Origin of the sequence: Mycolicibacterium mageritense (assembly GCF_010727475.1) — a bacterium.
In the GTDB taxonomy this organism is placed as follows: domain Bacteria; phylum Actinomycetota; class Actinomycetes; order Mycobacteriales; family Mycobacteriaceae; genus Mycobacterium; species Mycobacterium mageritense.
Genome location: NZ_AP022567.1, coordinates 1,694,985 through 1,716,609, shown reverse-complemented (window position 1 = coordinate 1,716,609; position 21,625 = coordinate 1,694,985). Strand labels below are relative to the sequence as shown.

The 21,625-nt window shown below is 64.8% G+C and carries 17 protein-coding genes; 9 read left to right on the top strand and 8 right to left on the bottom strand.

Annotation, left to right across the window (positions count from 1 at the left end; translation table 11 throughout):
* Positions 1–16 precede the first annotated feature (16 nt).
* Entirely contained in the window at positions 17–955 is a 939-nt protein-coding gene (locus G6N67_RS08340; RefSeq protein ID WP_036435608.1) for an aromatic alcohol reductase, read from the top strand.
* 5 nt (positions 956–960) lie between these two features.
* Here G6N67_RS08340 and G6N67_RS08335 read toward each other — a convergent pair whose 3' ends face one another.
* Genes G6N67_RS08335 through G6N67_RS08310 form a run of 6 tightly spaced genes read right to left on the bottom strand, consistent with a single transcriptional unit; the run spans position 961 to position 9,737 of the window.
* Positions 961–2,004 carry a zinc-dependent alcohol dehydrogenase family protein gene (locus G6N67_RS08335; protein WP_036432982.1) on the bottom strand — a complete coding sequence of 348 codons (1,044 nt, stop codon included), beginning with the start codon at positions 2,002–2,004 and terminating at the stop codon, positions 961–963.
* A 16-nt stretch (positions 2,005–2,020) separates the two neighbouring features.
* Entirely contained in the window at positions 2,021–2,815 is a 795-nt protein-coding gene (locus G6N67_RS08330; RefSeq protein WP_036432984.1) for a hypothetical protein, read from the bottom strand.
* A gap of 59 nt (positions 2,816–2,874) precedes the next feature.
* Positions 2,875–5,187, bottom strand: a complete 2,313-nt coding sequence (locus G6N67_RS08325; RefSeq protein WP_036432986.1) for a hydantoinase B/oxoprolinase family protein — start codon at positions 5,185–5,187, stop codon at positions 2,875–2,877.
* 25 nt (positions 5,188–5,212) lie between these two features.
* Entirely contained in the window at positions 5,213–7,342 is a 2,130-nt protein-coding gene (locus G6N67_RS08320; protein ID WP_036432988.1) for a hydantoinase/oxoprolinase family protein, read from the bottom strand.
* A gap of 33 nt (positions 7,343–7,375) precedes the next feature.
* Positions 7,376–7,804, bottom strand: a complete 429-nt coding sequence (locus G6N67_RS08315; RefSeq protein WP_036432990.1) for an acetone carboxylase subunit gamma — start codon at positions 7,802–7,804, stop codon at positions 7,376–7,378.
* A gap of 28 nt (positions 7,805–7,832) precedes the next feature.
* Positions 7,833–9,737 carry a hydantoinase/oxoprolinase family protein gene (locus G6N67_RS08310; protein ID WP_036432992.1) on the bottom strand — a complete coding sequence of 635 codons (1,905 nt, stop codon included), beginning with the start codon at positions 9,735–9,737 and terminating at the stop codon, positions 7,833–7,835.
* Between the two features lie 191 nt (positions 9,738–9,928).
* Between G6N67_RS08310 and G6N67_RS08305 the strand changes: the two genes are divergently transcribed.
* On the top strand, positions 9,929–11,776 hold the full coding sequence (locus G6N67_RS08305) for a sigma-54-dependent Fis family transcriptional regulator (RefSeq protein ID WP_036432994.1): 1,848 nt from the start codon (positions 9,929–9,931) through the stop codon (positions 11,774–11,776).
* Between the two features lie 23 nt (positions 11,777–11,799).
* Here G6N67_RS08305 and G6N67_RS08300 read toward each other — a convergent pair whose 3' ends face one another.
* The gene (locus G6N67_RS08300) at positions 11,800–12,558 is read right to left on the bottom strand and encodes an IclR family transcriptional regulator (protein ID WP_036432996.1); all 759 of its coding nucleotides are present in this window, start codon (positions 12,556–12,558) and stop codon (positions 11,800–11,802) included.
* A 168-nt stretch (positions 12,559–12,726) separates the two neighbouring features.
* Between G6N67_RS08300 and G6N67_RS08295 the strand changes: the two genes are divergently transcribed.
* From G6N67_RS08295 to G6N67_RS08270, 6 genes are all read left to right on the top strand, one after another.
* The gene (locus G6N67_RS08295) at positions 12,727–13,488 is read left to right on the top strand and encodes a CoA transferase subunit A (protein ID WP_036432997.1); all 762 of its coding nucleotides are present in this window, start codon (positions 12,727–12,729) and stop codon (positions 13,486–13,488) included.
* Between the two features lie 2 nt (positions 13,489–13,490).
* Positions 13,491–14,147 (top strand): 3-oxoacid CoA-transferase subunit B, encoded by a 657-nt coding sequence (locus tag G6N67_RS08290; RefSeq protein ID WP_036432999.1) that lies wholly within the window; start codon positions 13,491–13,493, stop codon positions 14,145–14,147.
* A complete protein-coding gene (locus G6N67_RS08285) occupies positions 14,147–15,325 on the top strand; it encodes an acetyl-CoA C-acetyltransferase (protein WP_036433002.1) in 1,179 nt (392 codons plus the stop codon). Before G6N67_RS08290 ends, G6N67_RS08285 begins: the two co-directional genes overlap by 1 nt.
* Before the next feature lie 49 nt (positions 15,326–15,374).
* Positions 15,375–15,992: an IMPACT family protein gene (locus G6N67_RS08280; protein ID WP_036433003.1), complete on the top strand. Its 618-nt coding sequence runs from the start codon at positions 15,375–15,377 to the stop codon at positions 15,990–15,992.
* A gap of 489 nt (positions 15,993–16,481) precedes the next feature.
* Positions 16,482–17,948 carry a purine-cytosine permease family protein gene (locus G6N67_RS08275; protein ID WP_036433005.1) on the top strand — a complete coding sequence of 489 codons (1,467 nt, stop codon included), beginning with the start codon at positions 16,482–16,484 and terminating at the stop codon, positions 17,946–17,948.
* Positions 17,949–17,983: 35 nt separating this feature from the next.
* Entirely contained in the window at positions 17,984–19,399 is a 1,416-nt protein-coding gene (locus G6N67_RS08270; protein ID WP_051578734.1) for an amidase, read from the top strand.
* 4 nt (positions 19,400–19,403) lie between these two features.
* On the opposite strand, the gene G6N67_RS08265 is transcribed toward G6N67_RS08270, so the two are convergent.
* Positions 19,404–20,297, bottom strand: a complete 894-nt coding sequence (locus G6N67_RS08265; protein WP_036435612.1) for a LysR family transcriptional regulator — start codon at positions 20,295–20,297, stop codon at positions 19,404–19,406.
* A gap of 169 nt (positions 20,298–20,466) precedes the next feature.
* On the opposite strand from G6N67_RS08265, the gene G6N67_RS08260 reads away from it, so the two are divergent.
* Positions 20,467–21,624 (top strand): iron-containing alcohol dehydrogenase, encoded by a 1,158-nt coding sequence (locus G6N67_RS08260; protein ID WP_036433007.1) that lies wholly within the window; start codon positions 20,467–20,469, stop codon positions 21,622–21,624.
* Position 21,625: the final 1 nt, after the last annotated feature.

Sequence of the window (21,625 nt, the reverse complement as noted above, 5' to 3'; positions counted from 1 at the left end):
GTCAGTTGAAGCGATCATGCCCTCATCGACGCAATCGGCAGACCGCCCAGGCATTCTCGTCATCGGTGCAGGCGAGCTCGGCGCCAGTGTCTTGGCCGCTCTCGCCCGGCACGTCGGCCAGCATCCCGGCGCCGCGACCGTGGGTGTGTTGTTGCGACCGTCAGCACCGGACGCCGGAGCGCAAAGTGACCCGCGCACCGAGGAGCTGACCAAGATGGGTATTGCCGTCGAGCGCGCGGACGTCGCGACCGCGTCGGTAGCCGACCTCGCAGCCATCATGACGGGGTACGACACGGTCGTCAGCTGTATCGGCTTCGCGGCCGGGCCCGGTACGCAGCGCAAACTCGCCGAGGCCGCCCTCACCGCCGGAGTGCCGCGGTACTTCCCGTGGCAGTTCGGTGTCGACTACGACGAGATCGGTCGCGGTAGCGCACAACCGCTCTTCGACGAGCAGCTCGACGTGCGCGACATGTTGCGCCGCCAGCGGGCCACCGAATGGGTCATCGTCTCCACGGGGATGTTCACCAGCTTCCTGTTCGAACCCGCCTTCGGCGTCGTCGATCTGGCGTCCAACACCGTGCATGCATTGGGAAGCTGGGACACCGAAGTCACCCTCACCACGCCCGAAGACATCGGTGTGCTCACGGCCGACATTATTTTCGCGGAACCTCGCATCCGCAACACCGTGGTCTATCTCGCCGGCGACACCATCAGCTACCGCGAACTCGCCGACATCGTCGACCGGGTTCGCAACAGCACCGTGACCCGCACCGAGTGGACCACCGACTACCTCGGCGATCAGCTACGGCAGAAACCCGAGGACACGATGCGCAGGTACCGTGCGGTCTTTGCGCGTCCCACTGGCGTGGCCTGGCCGAAAGCACAGTCGTACAACGTGCTTCGGGGCATTACGACCATGACCGCCGAGGACTGGGCCCGGGCCAACCTGGTGTGACAGTGTCAGTTCGGGGTGAGTAGGACTTTGAGTGCTCCTGTGTCACCGGCGTTGGCGAATTCCGAGTAGGCGGTCTCGAATTCGTCAAAGCGGTAGCGATGCGTCACCATGGCGGACGTATCGAGCCGACCTGCGGCGACCAGCCCGACGAGGTCCGGCGTCGAATAGGTGTCGACCAGGCCTGTGGTGATGGTGAGGTTCTTGATCCAGATCTCCTCGAGATGCAGTGTTGCCGGGCCCCCGTGCACGCCGATATTGGCGACGTGTCCGCCCGGGCGGACCAGTCGCACAGCCGTTTCGAACGTCGCGGCGGTCCCGACTGCTTCCATGGCCACGTCCGCACCCAAACCGCCGGTCAAGTCTGCGATCACCGCGAGCGGGTCTTGCCGGCTTGGGTTGATGACCACGTCCGCTCCGAACTTGCGCGCAGCTTCCAGCCGAGTATCGGCAAGGTCGATGGCGACGATGCGGCTCGGGCTGAACAACTGGGAGGTCATGATCGCGGCGAGGCCAATCGGCCCGGCGCCCACGACGGCAACGGTGTCCGCCGGCCGGACCCTGCCGTTGATGGCACCGACCTCATACCCGGTGGGAAGCAGGTCAGCCAGGGTGATCATGTTGTCATCGCTCACGCCATCGGGAACCCTGTGTGTTGAGTTGTCCGCAAACGGAACTCGCACGAACTCGGCCTGGGTGCCGTCGACGCGGTTTCCCAGGATCCACCCGCCCCCTCCGGTGCACTGGCCATAGCTCGCACGACGGCAGTATCGGCAACTTCCGCAGGAACTGACACAGGAGATCAAGACGCGGTCGCCGATTGCGAGGCGACGCACGTTCGAACCTACGGCGGTTACGGTTCCCACCGCCTCGTGGCCCAGGATTCGTCCTGTACCCACGGTGGGGACGTGGCCACGCAGGATGTGCAGGTCGGTCCCGCAGATCGTGACGGCGTCGACTCGGACGATCGCGTCGGTCGGATCGACGATCTCAGCGTCAGGCACGTCGTCCCATGACGCCGTTCCATCGCCGTGGTACACCATTGCTTTCATTGTTGTATTCCTCAGTTCAGGTGAGCTTCGTCAGTTGGTCGAGGACGTGTTCTGGTGATGCCGAAGCGGGAATGGAGGTGACCAGTACATCGGATTCCGGAACGGCGTTGGCGTTCTGTGCAGCGTCGGTCCAGAACTGGGGGCCGAGCACCCCGATGGTGAGATCGCAGGCGGCGGTGCCGATTCCGTCGGCATTCCACATCGCCAACGTCCAGTCGAAGTGCGACGCGACGTTGGCGACTGCCGAGTAGGGCGCCAGCGACTCCGCGAACAAGGCGTCGCGAGCGTCGAGCAGTATCAGCGCGATCGGCAGCGATCCGAGCTGCCCCAGCCATTCGGCGATGTACATCGACGCGCTGTCGGCCCGGTCGGCGTCGACCGCGTCCAGTGGATTGCCTGCAAGCCGATGTGCTGAGGCGAGCCAGGCTGCCGGCGAGGGCACATGGAGGAGCAACTGGCGCTGTGCCGTCCTCGCGACCGTCTCGAGCGTCTCGCGGGAGGCTGACAGGACTTCGGCATCCGTCAGCAGGGTACGCAGTGGGTAGCCGGTGCGGGTGCGTGCACCCATCGCAGTGACGAGGTCGGGGCGTGCATCGGTGTGCGCGGTGAGCAGCCGTTCGACGTCGATCCAGAGCGCGTCTGGATCGAGTAATGCCCTGACCTTGACGAAGTGCCCGGCCGCCAGCGTGGTGTCGGTCCACGGTATCGGCATGCCCTGGCGGACGACCGCGGTGGAGTAATCGGCGTCGTCGATCAGCAGTGGTCGGCTTCGCCCACTCGGCGTGGCGGCTATCAACGATTTCACACTCATGGAACTGCCTTTCTGGGGTGGTGGCGGCCCCGGGGTGCTGCCCGGGGCCGCCACCGATCTCAGGTGAGTCGGGTGACGTGTTCGCCGTGCTTGGCCTCGAGTTCGGCAATGCGGGCTTCGAGCTTGCCGATCTTGACTTCCCGGCGGTCCGGAACCATCACGATCGGAAGTTCCGTCAACGGTGCGCACACTCGTTCGGGACCGTCGATCGAGTACACGGTCGCGGTGATGTCCTGGTTGTCCTCGGTCCAGGTGCCCCACGAGCCGTAGTAAGGAAGGTCTTTCGGTGGTTCGGGCGTGACGAACTCCTTGCAGAACTCGGCGAACGGCTTGCCCCGTTGCAGCCGGTTCCTGCGGGCCGCAGCGCGTGCCGCCTCGGTCCCGGCTACGTCGAGACGAAACGTCGTGGGCTCATAGCGGACTCCGAAGATGTCTTCGGCGACCTTCTGGCTGATCCGCCCGAGCTCGGCGTCGCGGACCACCGACTCCGGCGAGCGCTCCAACGGATCGCCGTAACCCCCGCCGGCACCCTGGCTGATCATGTACAGCTCGCCGTCCTTGGCCAGGTCGAACTGCAATCCCATGTGATACGTGGAGTAGCGGCCGTCGGGGAAGGGCCGCTCGTTCATCACCTTTTCGATCGAGAGGTCGAATGTCTTGTTGTCCCGCCGAAAATGCTCGTAGACATTGGTGCCCTTGACCATCGCCAACGGGTACGTGCCGCAGCCGTATCCGCCGTACATGCCGTAGATCGACGAGAACTTGGCGCCCGAGGTAACCGTCATGAATCCCCACTGCGGTGTGCCTTCGGCGGCCACGATCATTTCGTAGCCCATTCCTCCGGTGAACTTGCCGAAGCCCATGTTGTCGCGCACCAGTCGCTTGGCGACCAGCTGCATGAACGGCACTTCCTCCTCCATCACCTCCTGCTCGGCCGTGTCGGCCATCGCACAGAACAGCGGGGAGACGGCGTCTTCGCCGTCCCGGAACGGCTTTGCGCCGCCGGGCATCCCGTTGAGGTCGGCACACAGGTTGCCCACCATGTCGCCATGTTGGGTGATGCCGCCCCACAGGAACGTGTTGATCTGGTTGAACCAGTTGGCCACCACGTTGGAGTACTTGTGTGGGGTGGAGAACGACATCCGGCTGTAGAGCGCCTGCATGCAGGAGAAGCCGCGGAACGAGGCCTGCAGTGATTGGCCCATCGGCGCGTCGTAGGACGCATCGGCCCAGGTGCCTTCATCGGAGATGATGTCGATGCAGCTCATCGCGGCCGTGCACCGCGGCAGATCTGGCCACCAAAACGCCAGGATCGCCTGCATCATCATCGATTTCACCGAACACAGCGGAGAATTGATGGCGCGGTTGAGGATCTCGGGTCCGGTTCCGCGCAGATCCACCGTCATGTGATCGCCCTTGACGGTGATCTTGCACGCGAACTTGATGAGGATGTTCTCCTTGAGCGTGCTGTCCATGAACTGGTCGAAACGGTATGTCCCGTCGGGAAGTTCAGCGATGCGGCGGCGGACTTCGGCGTCGACGTCCTCGACCGTGGTGCGCAGTGCGGCCACGAAGGTGTCGACCCCCACCTCGTCGATCACCTTGTCGATGCGTTCCATGATCTTGCGCACCGCGGTGATCTTCACCTTCAGGTCGGCCAGCTGGAGTTTCGGATCGCGGACCGAATGCTGCAGGAACGTCAGGAGATCCCGGCGCAGTTCACCGCGCTCGACGATCTTGAACGGGCTCATCCGCAGTCCGTCATCGAACGCCGTCTCCGAACCCGAGGGCATGCCGCCTGGTTCGCACGCCCCGTTCTCGCCCTCGTGGATGGTCGCCGCCACCCACGCGATGATCTCGTCGTCGCGGATGATGGGCATGATCATCGACTGGTCGGTGTTGTGCACGTTGCCGAATCGGGCGTCGTTGTGGATGAAGCCATCGCCGGGGTTGATCCCGACCGTCGGCTCGTCCTTCCAGTACTTCATGATGTAGCGGATCGGGTGGTGCAGGATCGCGCTGAACGCGATCACGCCGTGGCACGACAGGTAGGAGACATCGCCGGACGCCGTGTAGATGGCGGTTGTCAGGTCACCCCATTTGGCCCCGGGTGCCGCACCTTGTGCCTCGCACATCTCGTAGCCTTCGTCCAGCGCGCCTGCGATGCGCTTTCGGATGCGCTCCACTTGCAGCCGGTCCACGCCGGCCGCGATCGCCACCTCCTCGTGCAGCGATCGTTCCGAGATGCTGTGACTGCGCATGATTTCCGGGTCAGGTCCGAGGAACAGCGTGGTTTCGTCCATGAACTGGTCGACCCACCGCTGTTCCTCTGCGGTGAGCTTGCCGGACGGGCGTTCGTTGACTGTGGTCATGTCTTGTCCTTACTTGGAGTGTGGGTCAGTCCTGCAGGAACCAGACGGCGCCCTGGGCGGTCGGTTCCAGGCGCCAGCCGGGTTCGACGAGAAATGTGGTGTTCTCGGTCGTCACGATCGCCGGACCGGCGATGACGCTGTCGGGGGTGAGGGCTTCCTCGTCGTAGACGGGGGTCTCGATGGGATCGTCGACTCCGATGAAGTAGGCCTTGCGGCTGCCCACGGGCGCAGCGGCGGTGCGGAGCCCACCGTGCTCGAGCGACTCGAAGTTCACCACGTCGCCGTCTACGTAGGACGCGACCCGCACGGTGTTACAGCGGATCCCTGCCTCAGGTGCGGCCGAGGACGCACCGAACCGGTGGCTGTACACGTCACCGAAGGTCTTGATGATCGCCAGCACGTCGCCAACACCATTGATGCGGTTGATATCCGAGAGCGCCACCGCCTGGGTCAGCAGCTGATTGCCGTAGCGCATGTCCAGTTCCAGCCGGAACTTGACGTCCTCCGCTGAGAAGCCCTGCCGGACGAGGTCTTCGCAGCCGCGGGCCTCCAGTTCCGAGACCACGGCGTTGAACTCGTCGTAGTCCTCGAACAGCGCCCGTGTGGTGGCGTTGTACATCGTCACGTGCACACCGCGTTCGTGGAAGTGCAGCTGTTTCATGTTGCCGGCGCCGCACGCGGAGAACACTGACGAGAACGGCGGAGCCAGAACACGTTTGATCCCGGCGTGGCGGGCGACGCCGCAGGCGTGCAACGGGCCGTTGCCGCCGTATGCCAGCATCGTGAAGTCCTCCGGCAGGTAACCGCGCACGCGCAACTCCTTGCCTATGCCGATGGCCATCTGCTCATCGACGCCGTCCTTGATCACCCGGGCTACGTCGATCGGATCCATGTCGAGTGCGTCGCTCAACTCTTCTTCGATGGCGAACAGCGACCGCTTGGGGTTGAGCTTGATGTAGCCGTTGGCATAGTTGTCCGGGTCGAGGTAGCCGAGCAGCAGGTCAGCATCGGTGACGGTGGGTTTCAGTCCACCCCGGTCATAGCACGCCGGACCAGGGTTGGAACCGGCCGATTTCGGGCCGATCTTGACCGAGTTGTGGATGCGGTCATAACTGGCGATCGATCCGCCGCCGGCGCCGAGGGTGTCGAGATGCACCATGGGCACCGACACCAGCCAGCGGTCGATCGTGGGCAGGAAGTCGTAGTGCTTGACCCCGCCCTCTGGCACCAGGCCGATGTCGAAGGAGGTGCCACCCATGTCGGTGGCGATGACGTGACCGATCCCTGTTTCGTTCGAAAGGTGCTCGGCCGCACCCACACCGGCGATTGGGCCGGAGTGGATGGTCTGCAGCGCATCGGTGGAGTTCATTTGCGCCATGCCACCGGAGTTGTGGATCACCAGCATCGGTTTGTCGTAACCGAAATCGCGCAGATTGCTCGACAGCTGCGCCAGCGCATGGAACATGATCTCGTGCAGATAGCCGTCGATGATCGTCGACGTCGCACGCACGTATTCGCCCTTGCGGCCTGACACCTGGTGGCCGAGCAGCACCGGGATGGCACCCAGCTCGTGCGGCGGGAACTCGTCGAGGATGATCTCCTGGATCGCCAGCTCGTGCTCCGGATTCTCGGTGGAGTTGACCAGCGACACCACGATCGCCTCGGCGCCTGCGTCCACGAGTTCGCGCACCACGGTGCGGACATCGTCGGAATCCAGGCGTGCCACGATCTTGCCTGCGGAGTTGATCCGCTCCTTGACTGAGCGGATCATCGCGCGCGGCACCAGTGGTTCGGGCCGCTCGGCAGCCGGAAGATTCTGCTGCATACCGTAATCCAAGCCCTCGCCGTACCCCCGGCCGCGAGAGAGCGGGATGGTGTCCTCGAACCCATGGGTGACGATGGCCGCCACCTTGGGTCCGTTGCGCTCGATGAGCGCGTTGGTGCCCAGAGTGGTGGCGTAGCGGACCGAGTCCACTTCCGAGAGAACGGTGGAGCGGTCCAGTCCGGCGCGTTTGCACGCGAGGTCCAGAGCATCGTTGAACCCGACGGCCAGATTGTGGTGCGTAGTCAGCGCTTTGGCATCGACGTAGATGTCGTCCCACACGAAGAAGCAGTCGGTGAAGGTGCCACCGATGTCGACCGAAATGCGTTTCATGTCTGGTGTTCTCCTGTTAGGTCAGTTGAAAGATCAATGCAGCTGGCCGGCGGCCTTGAGGGCGGCGGTGTACTTCTGGGCGTCTTCGCCCGGTCCGTAGTTGAAGACGGCTTCGGCGTCCTGGCCGCGGTCCGCCCACTGCTTGCGCAGCGCCGCGACGTCGATGAGCATGTCCACGGCCGGTGGGTGTCCCGGTGGCAGGTACTCACATTCGATCTGTGTGCCGCAGCCCGGGCAGTAATACTCCAGAATCCGGCAGTACGTCGGGTCTGGGCTGAAGGTGTACTCGTAGCGCTCCGGATCGATGATCGGCTGATGGATCTCACGCGGATCGCGGTCGTACACCAGGGTTCCCGCCTTGTAGGTGTCGTGCGCCGAACCCATGTCGTGCGTGCACACCCGACATACCCAGCGTTCGGTGTCGAGGTCGATGACTAGGTATTCGGTCATTGGGACTCGCATGGCAAGTCTCCTTTCTTGCGGTCTGGTATCAGGACTTGTCGTTGAGGAGCAGGTCACCGGCGGCAGTGCGGCGGAATGACCAGCCGGGCAGCACGCGGGCGGTGAAGAACGGGCCCTCGATGATTGCGGGCCCTTCGCCCGCGGCACCGGGGCTCAGGTCGTCCAGCACATAGACGGCGACGTCGTCGACGCGGACGGGCGACGACCGGACCTGCCGGGTGCCCGCAGCTGGTGCTGTGATGGCGGCCACCGCGGCGTCAGCAGTGAGATGCGGATGCGTGAGTGGCGCAGTGGCATTCAGCTGCAGTGACACGACGGCACCGGGGTAGTCCACGTCGTCGCCGGGTTGGTACGGCAGTCGCGATACCGAGCCGTCGTCGAGGTTCTCGACCAGCAGCTGCCAGGACGTCTCGCAGTCGGCCAGAGCGTAGCCTTCCTGGAACATGTCACGTTCAGCGCGGGCCAGCAGCAAGTCATGGGTCTCGGTAGCTGCCGTGGTGGTGGGTTCGGCGACGATGACCTCGTAGGTCTTGCCGATGTCCGAAAACGAGATGCCGAATGCCGAGAACACCGCCGCGGTGCGTGGGACGAGAACTTGTTTGACGCCTGCCAGCCGGGCCGCGCCGGTGGCGCTCATCGGTCCGGCGCCGCCGAACGCGAGCAGCGTGGTGTTCTCGTTGACCAGAGCGGCGAACGATTCCGACAGCGCCTGGAAGTACGCGTGCTCCATCTGGATCAGGGCCTCTTCCAACGAGACTCCGAGGGGCTGCGCGATCGTCTCGGTGATCACCGCACGAGATCGACTGGGATCGAGGGTGAATGTGCCGTCGAGGTAGGTGTCGGGGTCGAGGATGCCCAGCAGCAGGTTGACGTCTGTGATGGTGGCCCGTTTGCCGCCGAAGCCGAAGCAGGCCGGACCGGGCGCGGCGCCCACTGACTGCGGGCCGACGGTGAGCTTGCCATCGATTACCTGGATCACCGACGATCCTCCGACGCCCGAGGAGGTCACGTCACTCATCGGGTAGGAGATGGACACGCCCTCGATGCCACCGCGTTCGGCGACGGCGACCGCACCACCTTCGACCACGCCGACATCGGTGGTCGTGCCACCGATGTCCATCATCAGCGCGTGCGGAAGGCCGTAGACCTGCGCCAGCGCCGCGGTACCTTCCAGTCCGCCGCGCGGACCCGACGAGTAGGTCTTGAGCGCGATCGATTTCGCGACCCGGGAGGAAGCGCCGTCGTTGCGGTAGACCAGCAGCGGGTTGACCACCTTGTAGGTCTGCAGCCGTCGTTCGGCGCTGTAGAGAAACCGTTCCATCGTGGGATGCAGGAATGCGTTGACCACGCAGGACCACACCCGTCGGGCGTCGTTGCGGTCGCCGGCTAGTTCCCAGCTGTAGATCAGCGGCACCGAACCGAGTAGGTGGCGGGGGAACTTGCGCAGCAGCACATGCCGCAGTTGCCGTTCCTCCTCGGGAGTGGCCGCGGCGACTACGACGCGGGCGGCGCCGAGGGTGGTGAGCCGGTTGATCTTCTGTACGGCATCGAACTCGAGATCGCCCTCGGTGGCGACGGTCAGGAAGCGGTCGCCGACCAATCCGGTGAACAGCTTCTTCTCGGCGTCATCGCGCTGCATGCCGGTAGCGAGGCCGCCGATGGTGGTGAGAATGCCGATCATCGGGCCGCGACGTTCCACCAGCGCGTTGGTGCCTTGCGTCGTGGAGTACCGGATGTGTTCGGTGGCGTGCAACAGCTTGGTGATGTCAGCCTCGCCGTACAGCGCGTTCGACGCTTTCTCGATGCCAGTGAACAGGCATTCCGACAGGTCGTGCGGGGTCGTCAGCGTCTTGGTGAAGGTGAACGCGTTCCCGTCCCACACGCAGATGTCAGTCAGCGTGCCGCCGTTGTCGATGTTTATGAGGGTGCCCATGGCGCTCCGTTCGTGGAAATTCGCATAGGTGAATGCGTGGAGTGGGGGTGGCATGTTGTGCTGTGCGCCACACCGCTCGACAAAGCGTCGTCCATGTCCCAGCCACCGCAGGTGTCCCAAGATCGGACACCGATCGCCTTGGCTGTGATGCGCGTCTCGTTCAGACTGGACATGACCTCAGGAGGTGAGCCATGTCCGACAGCTCCGCCCGCATGCTGCGGGTGGCGGCCGCGCGTGCGGATTTCCTGGAGTACGGCGGCAGCGGTGCTGCTGGGGTCTCAGACGTCGTCGTCGCATCGTGGGAACGCAGCCAAGCCGCAGGCGTCGACATTTCGCGCCCGAACGCGCAGTTCACCGATGAGATCGACGCAGCCTCGCTGCTAGTGCGGTGCGCGCAGCCGGTGTTGCAGCAGCTACAGGTCGACACCGCGGACATGCCACTGGTGATCGCGCTGACCGACAAACGAGCCAGGGTCGTACAGCGCATCGACAGCTCGCCGGCGGTGGCCCGGCTGCTGGATCGGGTACATCTGGCCCCCGGATTCAGCTATGCCGAGTCGTCGATGGGCACCAACGGAATCGGCACGGTGTTCGAAGCGGGACAGCCGATCAGCGTGGTAGGCCCGGAGCACTTCAGTGAGAATCTGCACCTGTTCGCGTGCACCGGCGCCCCGGTCATCGATCCTGTGACCGGACGTGTCGAGGGAGTGCTGGACATCTCGACGCTGTCGTCCTCGTGGAGTCCGTTGATGCATACGCTGGTGAAGAGTGCCGCGAAGGACATCGGGCGAAACTTTCTGCTCGACCGCGGTCAAGCACAGCGAGCTATCTTCGAGACTTATCTCAAGGTCGTCGCACGCTCGGCGCGCCAGGCCGTGTTCGCGTTCGGAGACTCGGTCTTCGTGGCCAGCGCCGCCGCGCAGCAGATGTTCGACGCCGAAGAACAGCGCATCATGCGTGAGCACGCGATGTTTCTGATGGCGGGGAAGGATCGGGTCAGCGACACGATCACCCTGCCGGGGCATCGTCTGGTCCATGTCCGTGGAACCCGGATTCTGGCAGGTGTCGAGGTGGCCGGCATGGTGGTGATCGCGGATCTGGTGACCTCGAGTCAGCCTGGCTCGCCGGATGATTTCAGCGAGCAGCAGTTGCCTCAGGTCGCGGTCGCGACGCCGCAGACATCTCAGATCGTGGGCGGCTTGTGGCGTTCGCGTGACTCCCTGGCCGGCGGTACTACGCCGGCCTGGATACGGGCATGTGGTGATCTGCGACAAGCGCTCGAACTAGGACGGCCCGCGCTCGTCGTCGGTGAGCCGGGGTCAGGAAAGTTCACCTTGGTGGCCGAGTTGTTCCACTCGGTGTACCCAGGGGGACGAGCGATTTCGGTGGATGCCGGTCAGTTGGGAGTCGATGGTGCGCCGTCCGATCTCAGCTCGCTGCTAGGTGATTCCGCCGAGCCGACGCTGCACATCATCCGCGACATCGATCAGGCGAGTACTGATGGCGTCGAACGGCTGGATGCGTACCTGACCGCGGTTGCTGCGGTGAATGGGCCGGTGTGGGTGGTGGCCACGGGTTCGGATTGCGCGGCGACCACCGACCTGCCGTTCCGCGAGCTGCTGCACCACTTCGAGGCGTCGATAACGATCCCGCCGCTGCGGTGCCGTACCGACGATCTTCCAGCGCTCACCGCGGCTTTGCTGCGGGGGATCGCGCCTGAACGAAAGGTGAGACTGAGCCCTGCGGCGCAGCGCCTGATCGCGCGGTATTCGTGGCCGCGCAACATTTCTCAGCTACGCGAGGCGCTGGTTCACGCGCTTCGGCGGCGTCCGGTGGGTGAGATTCAAGAATCTGATCTGCCCGGGTACTGCCAGACCGCGTCGCGACATGCGCTGACGCCGTTGGAAGCGGCTGAACGCGATGCGATTGTTGCCGCGCTGAGAGATATGGGTGGGAATCGTGTTGCGGCAGCGGCTCATCTGGGGATGTCACGGTCGAGTCTGTATCGGAAAGTCAAGACGTACGGCATAGTCACCTGATTCGTTTATCGGCAGCAGATCACCTACCGAAGCCGCAGCGTCAGCTCGTGCGCCAGTTCGAGGAGCAGTGCACCCATGTCCGCTCGTCGCTCGGCACGGAACCGGGTTTCGACACCGGTGAGGCTCAGCGCCCAGGCGGGCTGCCCCGCACGGTCGAACACGGCCGCGCCCATTCCCCAGCTGCCTTCGACGAGAAGCCCAGGATTGACCGCGTAGCCGTTGGTCCGGGTGGCGGCGATCCGTTCACGGATGGCAGCTTCGGAATGGCTTGTGGTCCAGCGGGGTTCGAGGTCAGCTCGGGTGAAGTAGTCGTCGATGTCGCGGTCGGGAAGGTGGCTGAGGATCGCCAGCCCGGCAGAGGCGACGCCGAGCGGAAACCGGATGCCCTCGTGGAGAACGTGTGATCGCAGCGGGAAGCTGCCCTCCCTGCTGAGGATGCACACGGTCTCGTCGCCGCGGCGGGCCGACAGGAATGCGCTCTCGCCGGTGTTGCGGGCCAGCCGCTCGATGACATCTCGGGACTGCTCGGTGATGTCGTACCTGTGCGCGGCGCCCGCACCCAGGAGATAGAGCTCCGGCCCGAGGGACCAGCGTCCGGTCGCCGCGTCGCGGTCGACCAAGCCTTCCGCATTGAGTGCGGTGAGCAGGCGGTGCGTGGTGGGACGGGGTAGGGCAGCTACGCGAGCGATCTCGGTGGTCGACATCCCCGCGGCTTCACCCCCACCGATGGCGCGCAGCAGCGCCGCGGCACGCGCCAGCACCTGGGTTCCCTTGTCTTCCATCGAGCCGATTCTATGCGTTCACATAGTGGACGCATAACGGACTTGTGGTCATCATTCGAGCAATTTCGGCCAACTACCGGCACTATCTTGCGTGTTCAACCTGCGAAGAAGCACTATCGGGACCGCAGTGGAACGCGTCTGCAGAATGGCCGGAAGGGAAGTGCATCGATGCCATCGAAGGTCTACGACAGCGCCGCGGCGGCGGTTGCCGACATAACGACGGGAGCGACCCTCGCGGTCGGTGGCTTCGGTTTGTGTGGGATCCCGGATGCCCTGATCGAGGCGATCGCCGACTCGTCGGCCACCGACCTCGAGGTGTTCTCCAACAACTGTGGCGTCGATGACCACGGGCTCGGAGTCCTGTTGTCACTGGGCCGGATCCGTCGGGTCACCGCGTCCTACGTCGGGGAGAACAAGGAATTCGCCCGGCAGTACCTGGCCGGCGAACTCGAAGTCGAGCTGACTCCGCAGGGCACGCTCGCTGAGCGGCTTCGCGCGGGCGGTACCGGGATCCCGGCGTTCTTTACGCCCGCCGGAGTCGGCACCCCCGTCGCCGACGGCGGGATGCCGTGGCGGTACGCGACCGACGGATCGGTGGCAATCGCGTCGCCTCCCAAGGAGACTCGTGTGTTCGGCGATAAGCGATACGTGCTCGAGGAGGCCATCAACGCCGACTTCGCTCTGGTCCATGCCCGGCTCGGCGACACCGACGGCAACCTCGTGTTCGAGAAGACCGCGATGAACTTCAACCCGCTTGCGGCGATGGCCGGTCGCGTCACGATCGCGCAGGTCGAGGAACTCGTCGAGCCCGGCGCGATCGACCCCGGCCAGGTGCATCTCCCGGGTGTCTTCGTCCAACGTGTCGTGCACACCGGACCGCAGAACAAGCGCATCGAGAAGCGCACTGTCCGTACCGCTGAAGGAGCCTGACGATGACCGCGACACTCGCAACCGGCTGGACCCGTGACCAGATCGCTGCCCGCGCGGCCGCGGAGATGGTCGACGGGCAGTACGTCAACCTGGGCATCGGATTGCCCACGCTCATCCCCAGTTACCTCAGCCCGGGTGTGCGGGTGATCCTGCACTCCGAGAACGGAATTCTGGGCACCGGTGGATATCCGGACGACGATGCCGTCGACGCTGACCTCATCAACGCGGGCAAGGAGACGGTCACCGTCAACCCCGGTGCCGCGTTCTTCGATTCCGCGACCTCGTTCGGGATGATCCGCGGTGGCCACATCGATACCGCCGTGCTCGGCGCCATGCAGGTGTCTCGCAACGGTGACCTCGCGAACTGGATGGTGCCCGGCAAGATGGTCAAAGGCATGGGCGGCGCAATGGATCTGGTGCATGGCGCAGCGCGGGTCATCGTCGTGATGGAGCACACCGACCGCAGCGGCGCACCCAAGATCCTCGACGCATGCACGTTGCCCTTGACCGGACAGGGCGTCGTCGACCGCATCATCACCAATCTCGGTGTCATCGATGTGCCGGGCGACGGCAGCCTCGTCCTGCGAGAGCTGGCTCCCGGGGTTGCGGCCGACGACGTCATCGCCGCGACCGGCGCCGCGTTGGAGGTGCAGCTGTGATGACCGCGGACACCACTTCCGTTCTGATTGCCGGAGCGCGTACGCCGATCGGGAAATTCATGGGGTCGTTGTCGAGCCTCTCCGGTGCAGAGCTCGGCGGCGTCGCCATCGCGGCGGCGCTTGCCAAGGCGGGGATTTCCGGATCGCAGGTGCAGTACGTGATCATGGGGCAGGTACTGACCGCGGGCGCAGGCCAGATTCCCGCTCGGCAGGCAGCTGTCGCAGGAGGAATCCCGATGACGGTGCCTGCCCTGACGATCAACAAGGTGTGCCTGTCCGGATTGGACGCCGTTGCACTGGCCGATCAGCTGATCCGCGCCGGCGCATTCGACATCATCGTCGCCGGCGGGCAAGAGTCCATGTCGCAGGCACCGCATCTGCTCGAAAACTCGCGTACCGGAACAAAATACGGCGACGCGACGCTGCGCGACCATGTTGCCGTCGATGGACTCCGGGACGTGTTCACCGACCAGGCGATGGGCTCGCTCACCGATAGCGTGAACACGCTGTCCCGCGCCGAGCAGGACGAATTCGCCGCCGCGTCGCACCGGAGGGCTGCCGCGGCCTGGAAGAACGGCATCTTCGACGACGAGGTTGTGCCTGTCTCGATCCCGCAGCGCAAGGGTGATCCGGTCGAGGTCACGCAGGACGAGGGAATCCGTGCCGACACCACCACCGACGCACTCGCGCGTCTGCGGCCGGCGTTCCTTCCCGTCGGGACCGTCACCGCGGGCAATGCGTCGACCATGAACGACGGTGCCGCGGCCGTGGTCGTGATGAGCAAGGCCAAGGCCATCGAGCTCGGATTGACCTGGATCGCCGAGATCGGCGCGCACGGCGTTGTCGCGGGCCCGGACTCGACGTTGCAGCTGCAACCCGCCAACGCGATCGCGGCTGCGTGTGCAATCGACGGAATCGAACCGGCGGCATTGGATCTCGTGGAGATCAACGAAGCGTTCGCTGCCGTGGGCATCGAATCGACCCGCGCCCTTGGTCTCGACCCGGAGAAGGTCAACGTCAACGGAGGGGCCATCTCCATCGGCCATCCGCTGGGTATGTCCGGCGCACGGATCGTCCTACACCTCGCGTTGGAACTGCAGCGCCGCGGCGGCGGAACGGGAGCGGCGGCCCTGTGCGGCGGTGGTGGGCAAGGATCCGCGCTCATACTGCGCAGCTGACAGCCGTAGACCGGCACCCGCGACCAGTCGAACTCCTACAATTCGACGTATGTCGTTCACTCTGGATCCTGAGGTCAGGCCTCAGTCGGAGCAGACGATCAAGAGGTCGCGGTTCGTCGGCCGAATGCGCCGCGCCGACAGTGAAGAGGATGCAAACGGGCTCATCTCGATGGCACGCGAATTGGATGCCGGCGCCGGGCACCACTGCTACGCCTACATCGTGGGTGACGAAGTCGCGAGTCGGATCGAGCGGTGCAGTGATGACGGGGAACCCAGCGGAACAGCAGGCGTACCCATTCTGAGTGCCTTGCGGGCGCGAGAACTGGTGAATGTGGTGGCGGTGGTGTCGCGCTACTACGGGGGAATCAAACTTGGTGCCGGAGGGCTGACCCGCGCTTACGCCGGCACGGTCACGGCTGCGATCGATACCGCGACTCTACGTCCGCGGGCGCGGTTGCAGGTGTTCACGCTCGCGGTCGACCATGCCGAAGCTGGTTGGGTCGAGGCGGAATTGCGTGGGCGAAGGTTCGCCGTGGACGGCGTGGAGTACGGGCAGAAGGCCGTAATCAGGGTGCTCTGTGCCGACCCGGCGCATTTGAGCTCTGCGGTGAGTGAAATAACTTCCGGCCGAGCTGAACTCGTTCCGGCCGGTCATCTGTGGCAGTAACCCGTAAGCGTCGGGAGCGGCCGCCCCGCCTCCGGTGGAGCGGAGACGGGGCGGCCTCGCGCGTTCTCGCCGCCTATTCGGAGACCGCGCGCACGTAGCCTAGAAACCCCGCGATAAGGGTGCTACCAAATTTCATGCAGGCGATTGCGAAAAACCGGCACACCGTTCTCCGATGGCGCCGTGGCCGATGTTGGCCGTGGACGGCGGCACTGAAGGCGTGATGCGCTGCACGCTTGGATACTGTTGGACGCCAAGGATATTCATAGTCTGCACAATCGCGCGAGTTAGGCGTGCGTTTTTGCACTTCAGTGTGCAGCACTGTCCGTTGACTTCGATCTTCCCGCACGTTGAGATGTAGTTCACATCGCAAGGATGTGCGGCCACATACCGGCAGCGACACCAGTGCTCCTGCGGTCTTGCATCGGATCGATCACCTCCCGTGTGCGTAGGCATCGGCGCGTGCACCGGAGGCGGGAAAGGACTCACGCGTTGAGCCTCAGCAGTTACTTCCATGGACCGGCGACGAGCCTCGACGACCAGATCGAGAGCTATGCGACCACGCGGGTACCCGACAGCCAACGGTGGCGCCGGCCCGCCATTCTCCTCGTGCTCACGGGAAACGTGACGGCGATGTTCTGGTTCGCCCTCGGTGGCCAGATGGGCTTCCTGGTGGGCTGGCCGGCGTTGCTCATCCCGATCGCATACATGGTCATCGGCGCCACGGTGGTCGGAGCGTTGGTCATGCGGATCGCCAGCCAGGAAGGATTGTCGCTGCCCCTGCTGTCGCGAGGGTTGGGTTTCGGGGCGCGCGGCTCGGCGATCGCTTCGTTCGTCTACGCGGTCAACTACGTCTTCTACTTCATCTTCGAAGGCAGCATCGTCTCGCATGGCCTGAGTGAGATCGCCGGAATCTCAATCGATTCGGCGGGTGCCAGCGTGGTGTTCGCGGTCGTCGCGCTCATCGCGTTGTACTACTCGTGGCGGGGCATGCACTCGATGAACATCCTGCAGCGGTTCGGCATGCCGATATTCCTGGTCCTGTTCGTGATCGGCATGGTCATGCTGGCCAACGGCTACGTCCTGGTCGGGCCGGGCGAGTGGGCCGTACAGGACGGCGTGACGGCCACGGCGATGTGGCAGGCGCTGAGCCTGGCCAACGGCCAGGTGGTGTTCCAGGCACTCATCGCCACCGACTACGGACGGTTCGTCAAGAGATCGGTTTCCTACGCCGGGACGGCCGGCGTCATGCTCGTCGAGCTGCTGATGATCTCCGTCGTGATGGTGCTCGGTGTGTTCCTCGGTTTCACGATGATCTCGCACTTCGACGGCACGCGCGGGGAACAGGAACTCGCCGCCACCGACCCCGGGCTGATCTTTGCGGTCGTGATGGGTGTTCTCGGAGTCATATTCGCGATCCTCACACAGGTGCGGATCAATGTGATGAACCTCTATTCGGGTTCGCTCGCGCTCTCCAACGCCTGGGATGTCCTTTCTCCCAAGAAGATCGGCAGGCAGTGGTGGATGGTGCTGCTCGTCGGCCTCGGCGTGGTGCTGTATCCGATCAACGTGCTGCAGTACACCGACAAGTTCCTCGCGGTGACCGGCATCATGACGAACACCTGGATCTTCATCTTGCTCAGCGACTACTTCGTCTGCCGCAAGCTGCTCGGCTTGGCTCCCAGCAGCCAGATCGAATACCGCGAGGGCCGGGTCAAAGACTGGAACCTGTGTGGAATGGCGGCACTGGCGGCCGGGCTGGCCGTGGGAGCGCTGGGCGTTGCGGGCGCCTACCCGATGCACTTCGCCTCGTTCGCGGCCATGCTGGTGGGGCCGATCGTCTACATCCCCCTCGCGATCCTGACCAAGGGGTCACAGTATGGTTCAACCACGCAGGCCGCGGACGCTGACGATACAGCGGACGACAACAGGACCGAAGTGGCCGAAGCGCTCGAGTGAAACCGAAACAGTTACGGTACAGAAGGATTGACGATATGAGCGATGCACCTGGCGACGCACTGCATTACCGCGAGATCTGCGAGTTGGTGGATCTGCTGGACCGCGGAGAGGTCACTTCGCGGCAGCTGACCGAGGCGACCCTCGACCGGATCGCCACGGTTGACGAGCGGCTCGGCGCATACGCGTTCGTCGCACCGGAAGAGGCGCTGGCCCAGGCAGCCGAGTCCGACGAACGCCGCAAAGCGGATGCGACGCGTGGCCCGCTCGACGGAATTCCACTGGCCATCAAGGACATCTACGACAAGCGTGGATGGCGCACGGAGGCCGGGATGGCCGTGCGGTCGGGGCAGATCGCGACCAGCACCGCGACAGTCGTCGAACGGCTCGACGCGGCGGGTGCGGTCATCGTCGGCAAGGTGCACACGACCGAAGGCGTATACACCGAGCACACACCCCCGTTCCGCGCTCCGCTGAATCCCTGGGACGCGGACCGCTGGGTCGGCGTGTCGTCGAGCGGCAGCGGCGTCGCTCCCGTGGCCGGACTGTGTTATGGCGCACTGGGTTCCGATACCGGCGGGTCGATACGCATGCCGTCGGCCTCTAACGGAGCCACTGGCCTGAAACCGACATGGGGCCGGGTCAGCCGGGCCGGTGTGGTCGAGCTCGCCGCGACGCTGGACCACGTGGGCCCGATCTGCCGTTCGGCCCGCGACGCGGGGCTGATCCTGGGGGCGATCGCCGGCGCCGACCCTCGGGATCCCACGGCGTCGCTGCGGCCCGTTCCCGAGTTCGCCGCCACCACACCGGCATCCTTGAGCGGCGTGCGGATCGGCATCGACCCCGAATGGAGCTACCGCGACGTCAGCATCGATGTCGAGAAGGCACATCGGGAAGCCGAGCAGGTGCTGCGGGATCTCGGCGCCGAGCTCACCCCCATCACGTTGCCCGACCCCACCGAGGCGATCACCGACTGGTTCGGAGTGTGTGCCGTGCAGACCGCGCGGGCGCACCGCGGCCTGTATCCGGAGCACAAAGACAGCTATGGCCCGGCGCTCAGCGAGCTCATCGATCGCGGAATTGCCATGTCCGGCATCGAGTATGACGAGCTGCTGCTACGACGGTTGATCTTCAAGGGCCAGATGGAGGCCGCCCTTGCGCAGGTGGACACGGTCCTGATCCCGGCGATGTCGTTCATCGCGCCTCCGGTAGCGAAGATGATCCGGATGGACGACGAGACCACCGCGGGCGTTCACCGGTTCACCGTGCCGTTCACGTTGTCGCAGCTGCCGACCATCACGTTCCCCGGCGGCTTCACCACGACCGAAGCCGGCAACCCGTTTCCGGTCGGCCTGCAGATGGTCGGCAGCGCATTCGACGAGCGGCGACTGGTCGATGTGGTCGGCGCGTTCCAGGCCGCCACGCCGTGGAACAAGCAGCATCCCGATCTGTGAACCGCTAGCCCAGGTGGGTGAGGTACGGGTTGGTCGTCACAGTCGTGCGCAGAAACTGTGCGACCGCCCGTACCCGCGCGACCTGCTGTAGTTCGCGTGGGATCACCAGCCAGTAGGTGCGGCGCGCCGAGAATGATTCGGGCAGAACCACCTTCAACGCCGGGTCGGGTTCGCCGAGGTACCGCGGGAGCGGTGCGACACCCAATCCGCTGCGGGCCGCTGTCCAGTGGCCGGTGATGTTGTTGGTCTGCACGGCCACCCGCTGCTTGTGGGGCAGCGAATCCAGTATCCGCAGCGGCGCGACGTCGAGCAGCGCGTCGACGTACCAGATCAGCGTGTGGTCGATCAGATCCGCCAGTCCGGATATGGGTGGTGCCGAAGCTAGGTATTCCGGTGTGGCATAAAGACTCAGGTCGTAGCCGGCGAGCCGCTGCACCTGCACTGCGCGCGGCAGCGGCTCCTCGAGTGTCACGGCGATGTCGAACTGACGGGCCGACAGCGACCCGTGCTCTGTCGCGGTGATCAGCTCGATGTCGAGATGGGGATGAGTGCGCCGCAGTTCCACAAGTCGGGGCGCCACCACGAATGCCCCGAAGCCGTCCGTGGCCACCATGCGCACTGTCCCGGTGAGCGGCCCGGCCGCCGAGGCTCGGGCGTCGTAGGCCGCGATCACCGCCGATTCCACCGACTCCGCACGCGGCAGCAGATCCGCGCCGGCCTCGGTCAGATGCCATCCGCCGGGGGAGCGGTCGAACAGCCGTTCCCCGAATGCCTTCTCCAGCGCGGTGATTCGTCGTCCGACCGTCGTGTGGTCGACCGCGAGATTGCGGGCGGCTTCGTTGAGGCGACCGGTGCGGGCGACTTCGAGAAAGAAACGGAGGTTGTCCGCGCTTTGCATGACGCCCAACCTACACGTGCAGATCTGCACCGCAATGTGCAGCATTGGCCGTTGACCGATGCAGTAATGCCCATTGAGCATGGGAGTATGACCGACACCACGCAGGTACTCGACCCCAGCCACGGCCGCATCAACCTCGGCTTCCCCGAAAACAACTGAGGACTGGGACATGGTCACCAACATCGCGCTGCCACGCTTCGCCAAGATCGGCGCAGGCGCCGTCGACGACCTCGGCACGGTTGTCGCACAGCTCGGCATCCGGCGTCCCGTGCTGGTCACCGACCGGTACCTGACCGACACCGGCCAGGTCGAACGGCTGGTGAAGACGCTGCACGCGGCCGGCTCCGAGGCCGCGGTCTTCTCCGAGACCGTGCCAGACCCGACGATCACGTCGCTGTCGGGTGGGCTCGACCTCGTCAAGGCCCACCGTGCCGACGGCATCATCGGGTTCGGCGGTGGCAGCCCGATGGACACCGCAAAGGCGCTCGCGGTGTTGTCCGCCAACGGAGGCAGCATCGCGTCCTACAAAGCGCCGAACACCTACACCGGTTCGGCGCTTCCCGTTGTCGCGGTCCCGACGACCGCCGGAAGTGGTTCGGAAGCAACGCAATTCACAGTGATCACAGATGACGACAGCGATGAGAAGATGCTGTGCCCCGGCTTGTCGTTCCTGCCGATCGCCATCGTCGTGGATTTCGAGCTGACCGTTTCGATGCCGGCCCGTCTCACCGCCGACACGGGGGTCGACGCGCTGACCCACGCCATCGAGGCTTACGTCAGCAGGCGCGCCAGCCCGTTCAGCGACGCGCTTGCGCTCGCAGCCATGCGATCCATATCGCAGCACCTGCGCCGCGCCTATGCCGACGGCGCCGACCAGCGCGCCCGCGAGGCGATGATGTTGGCCTCCACCCAGGCCGGGATGGCGTTCTCCAACTCCAGCGTCGCTCTCGTTCACGGGATGAGCCGGCCCATCGGCGGGCATTTCCATGTTGCCCATGGCCTTTCGAATGCCATGCTGTTACCCGCCGTGACAAAGTTCTCGATCGAGTCCGCGGTGGACCGGTATGCGGACTGCGCGAAAGCGATGGGAGTTGTCGGAGAGTCCGTAGCAAGCGGTCAGGCAGCCACGGCGCTCGTGGCCGAACTCCAGCAGCTGTGTGAAGACGTTGAGGTTCCCACTCCGCAGTCGTATGGAATTGACAAGGGCGACTGGGAATCCCGGTTGGAGATCATGGCCGAGCAGGCGCTGGCGTCGGGGTCACCCGGCAACAACCCCCGCGTTCCGAGCAAGGACGAGATCATCGAGCTGTACCGCGAGATCTACTGAT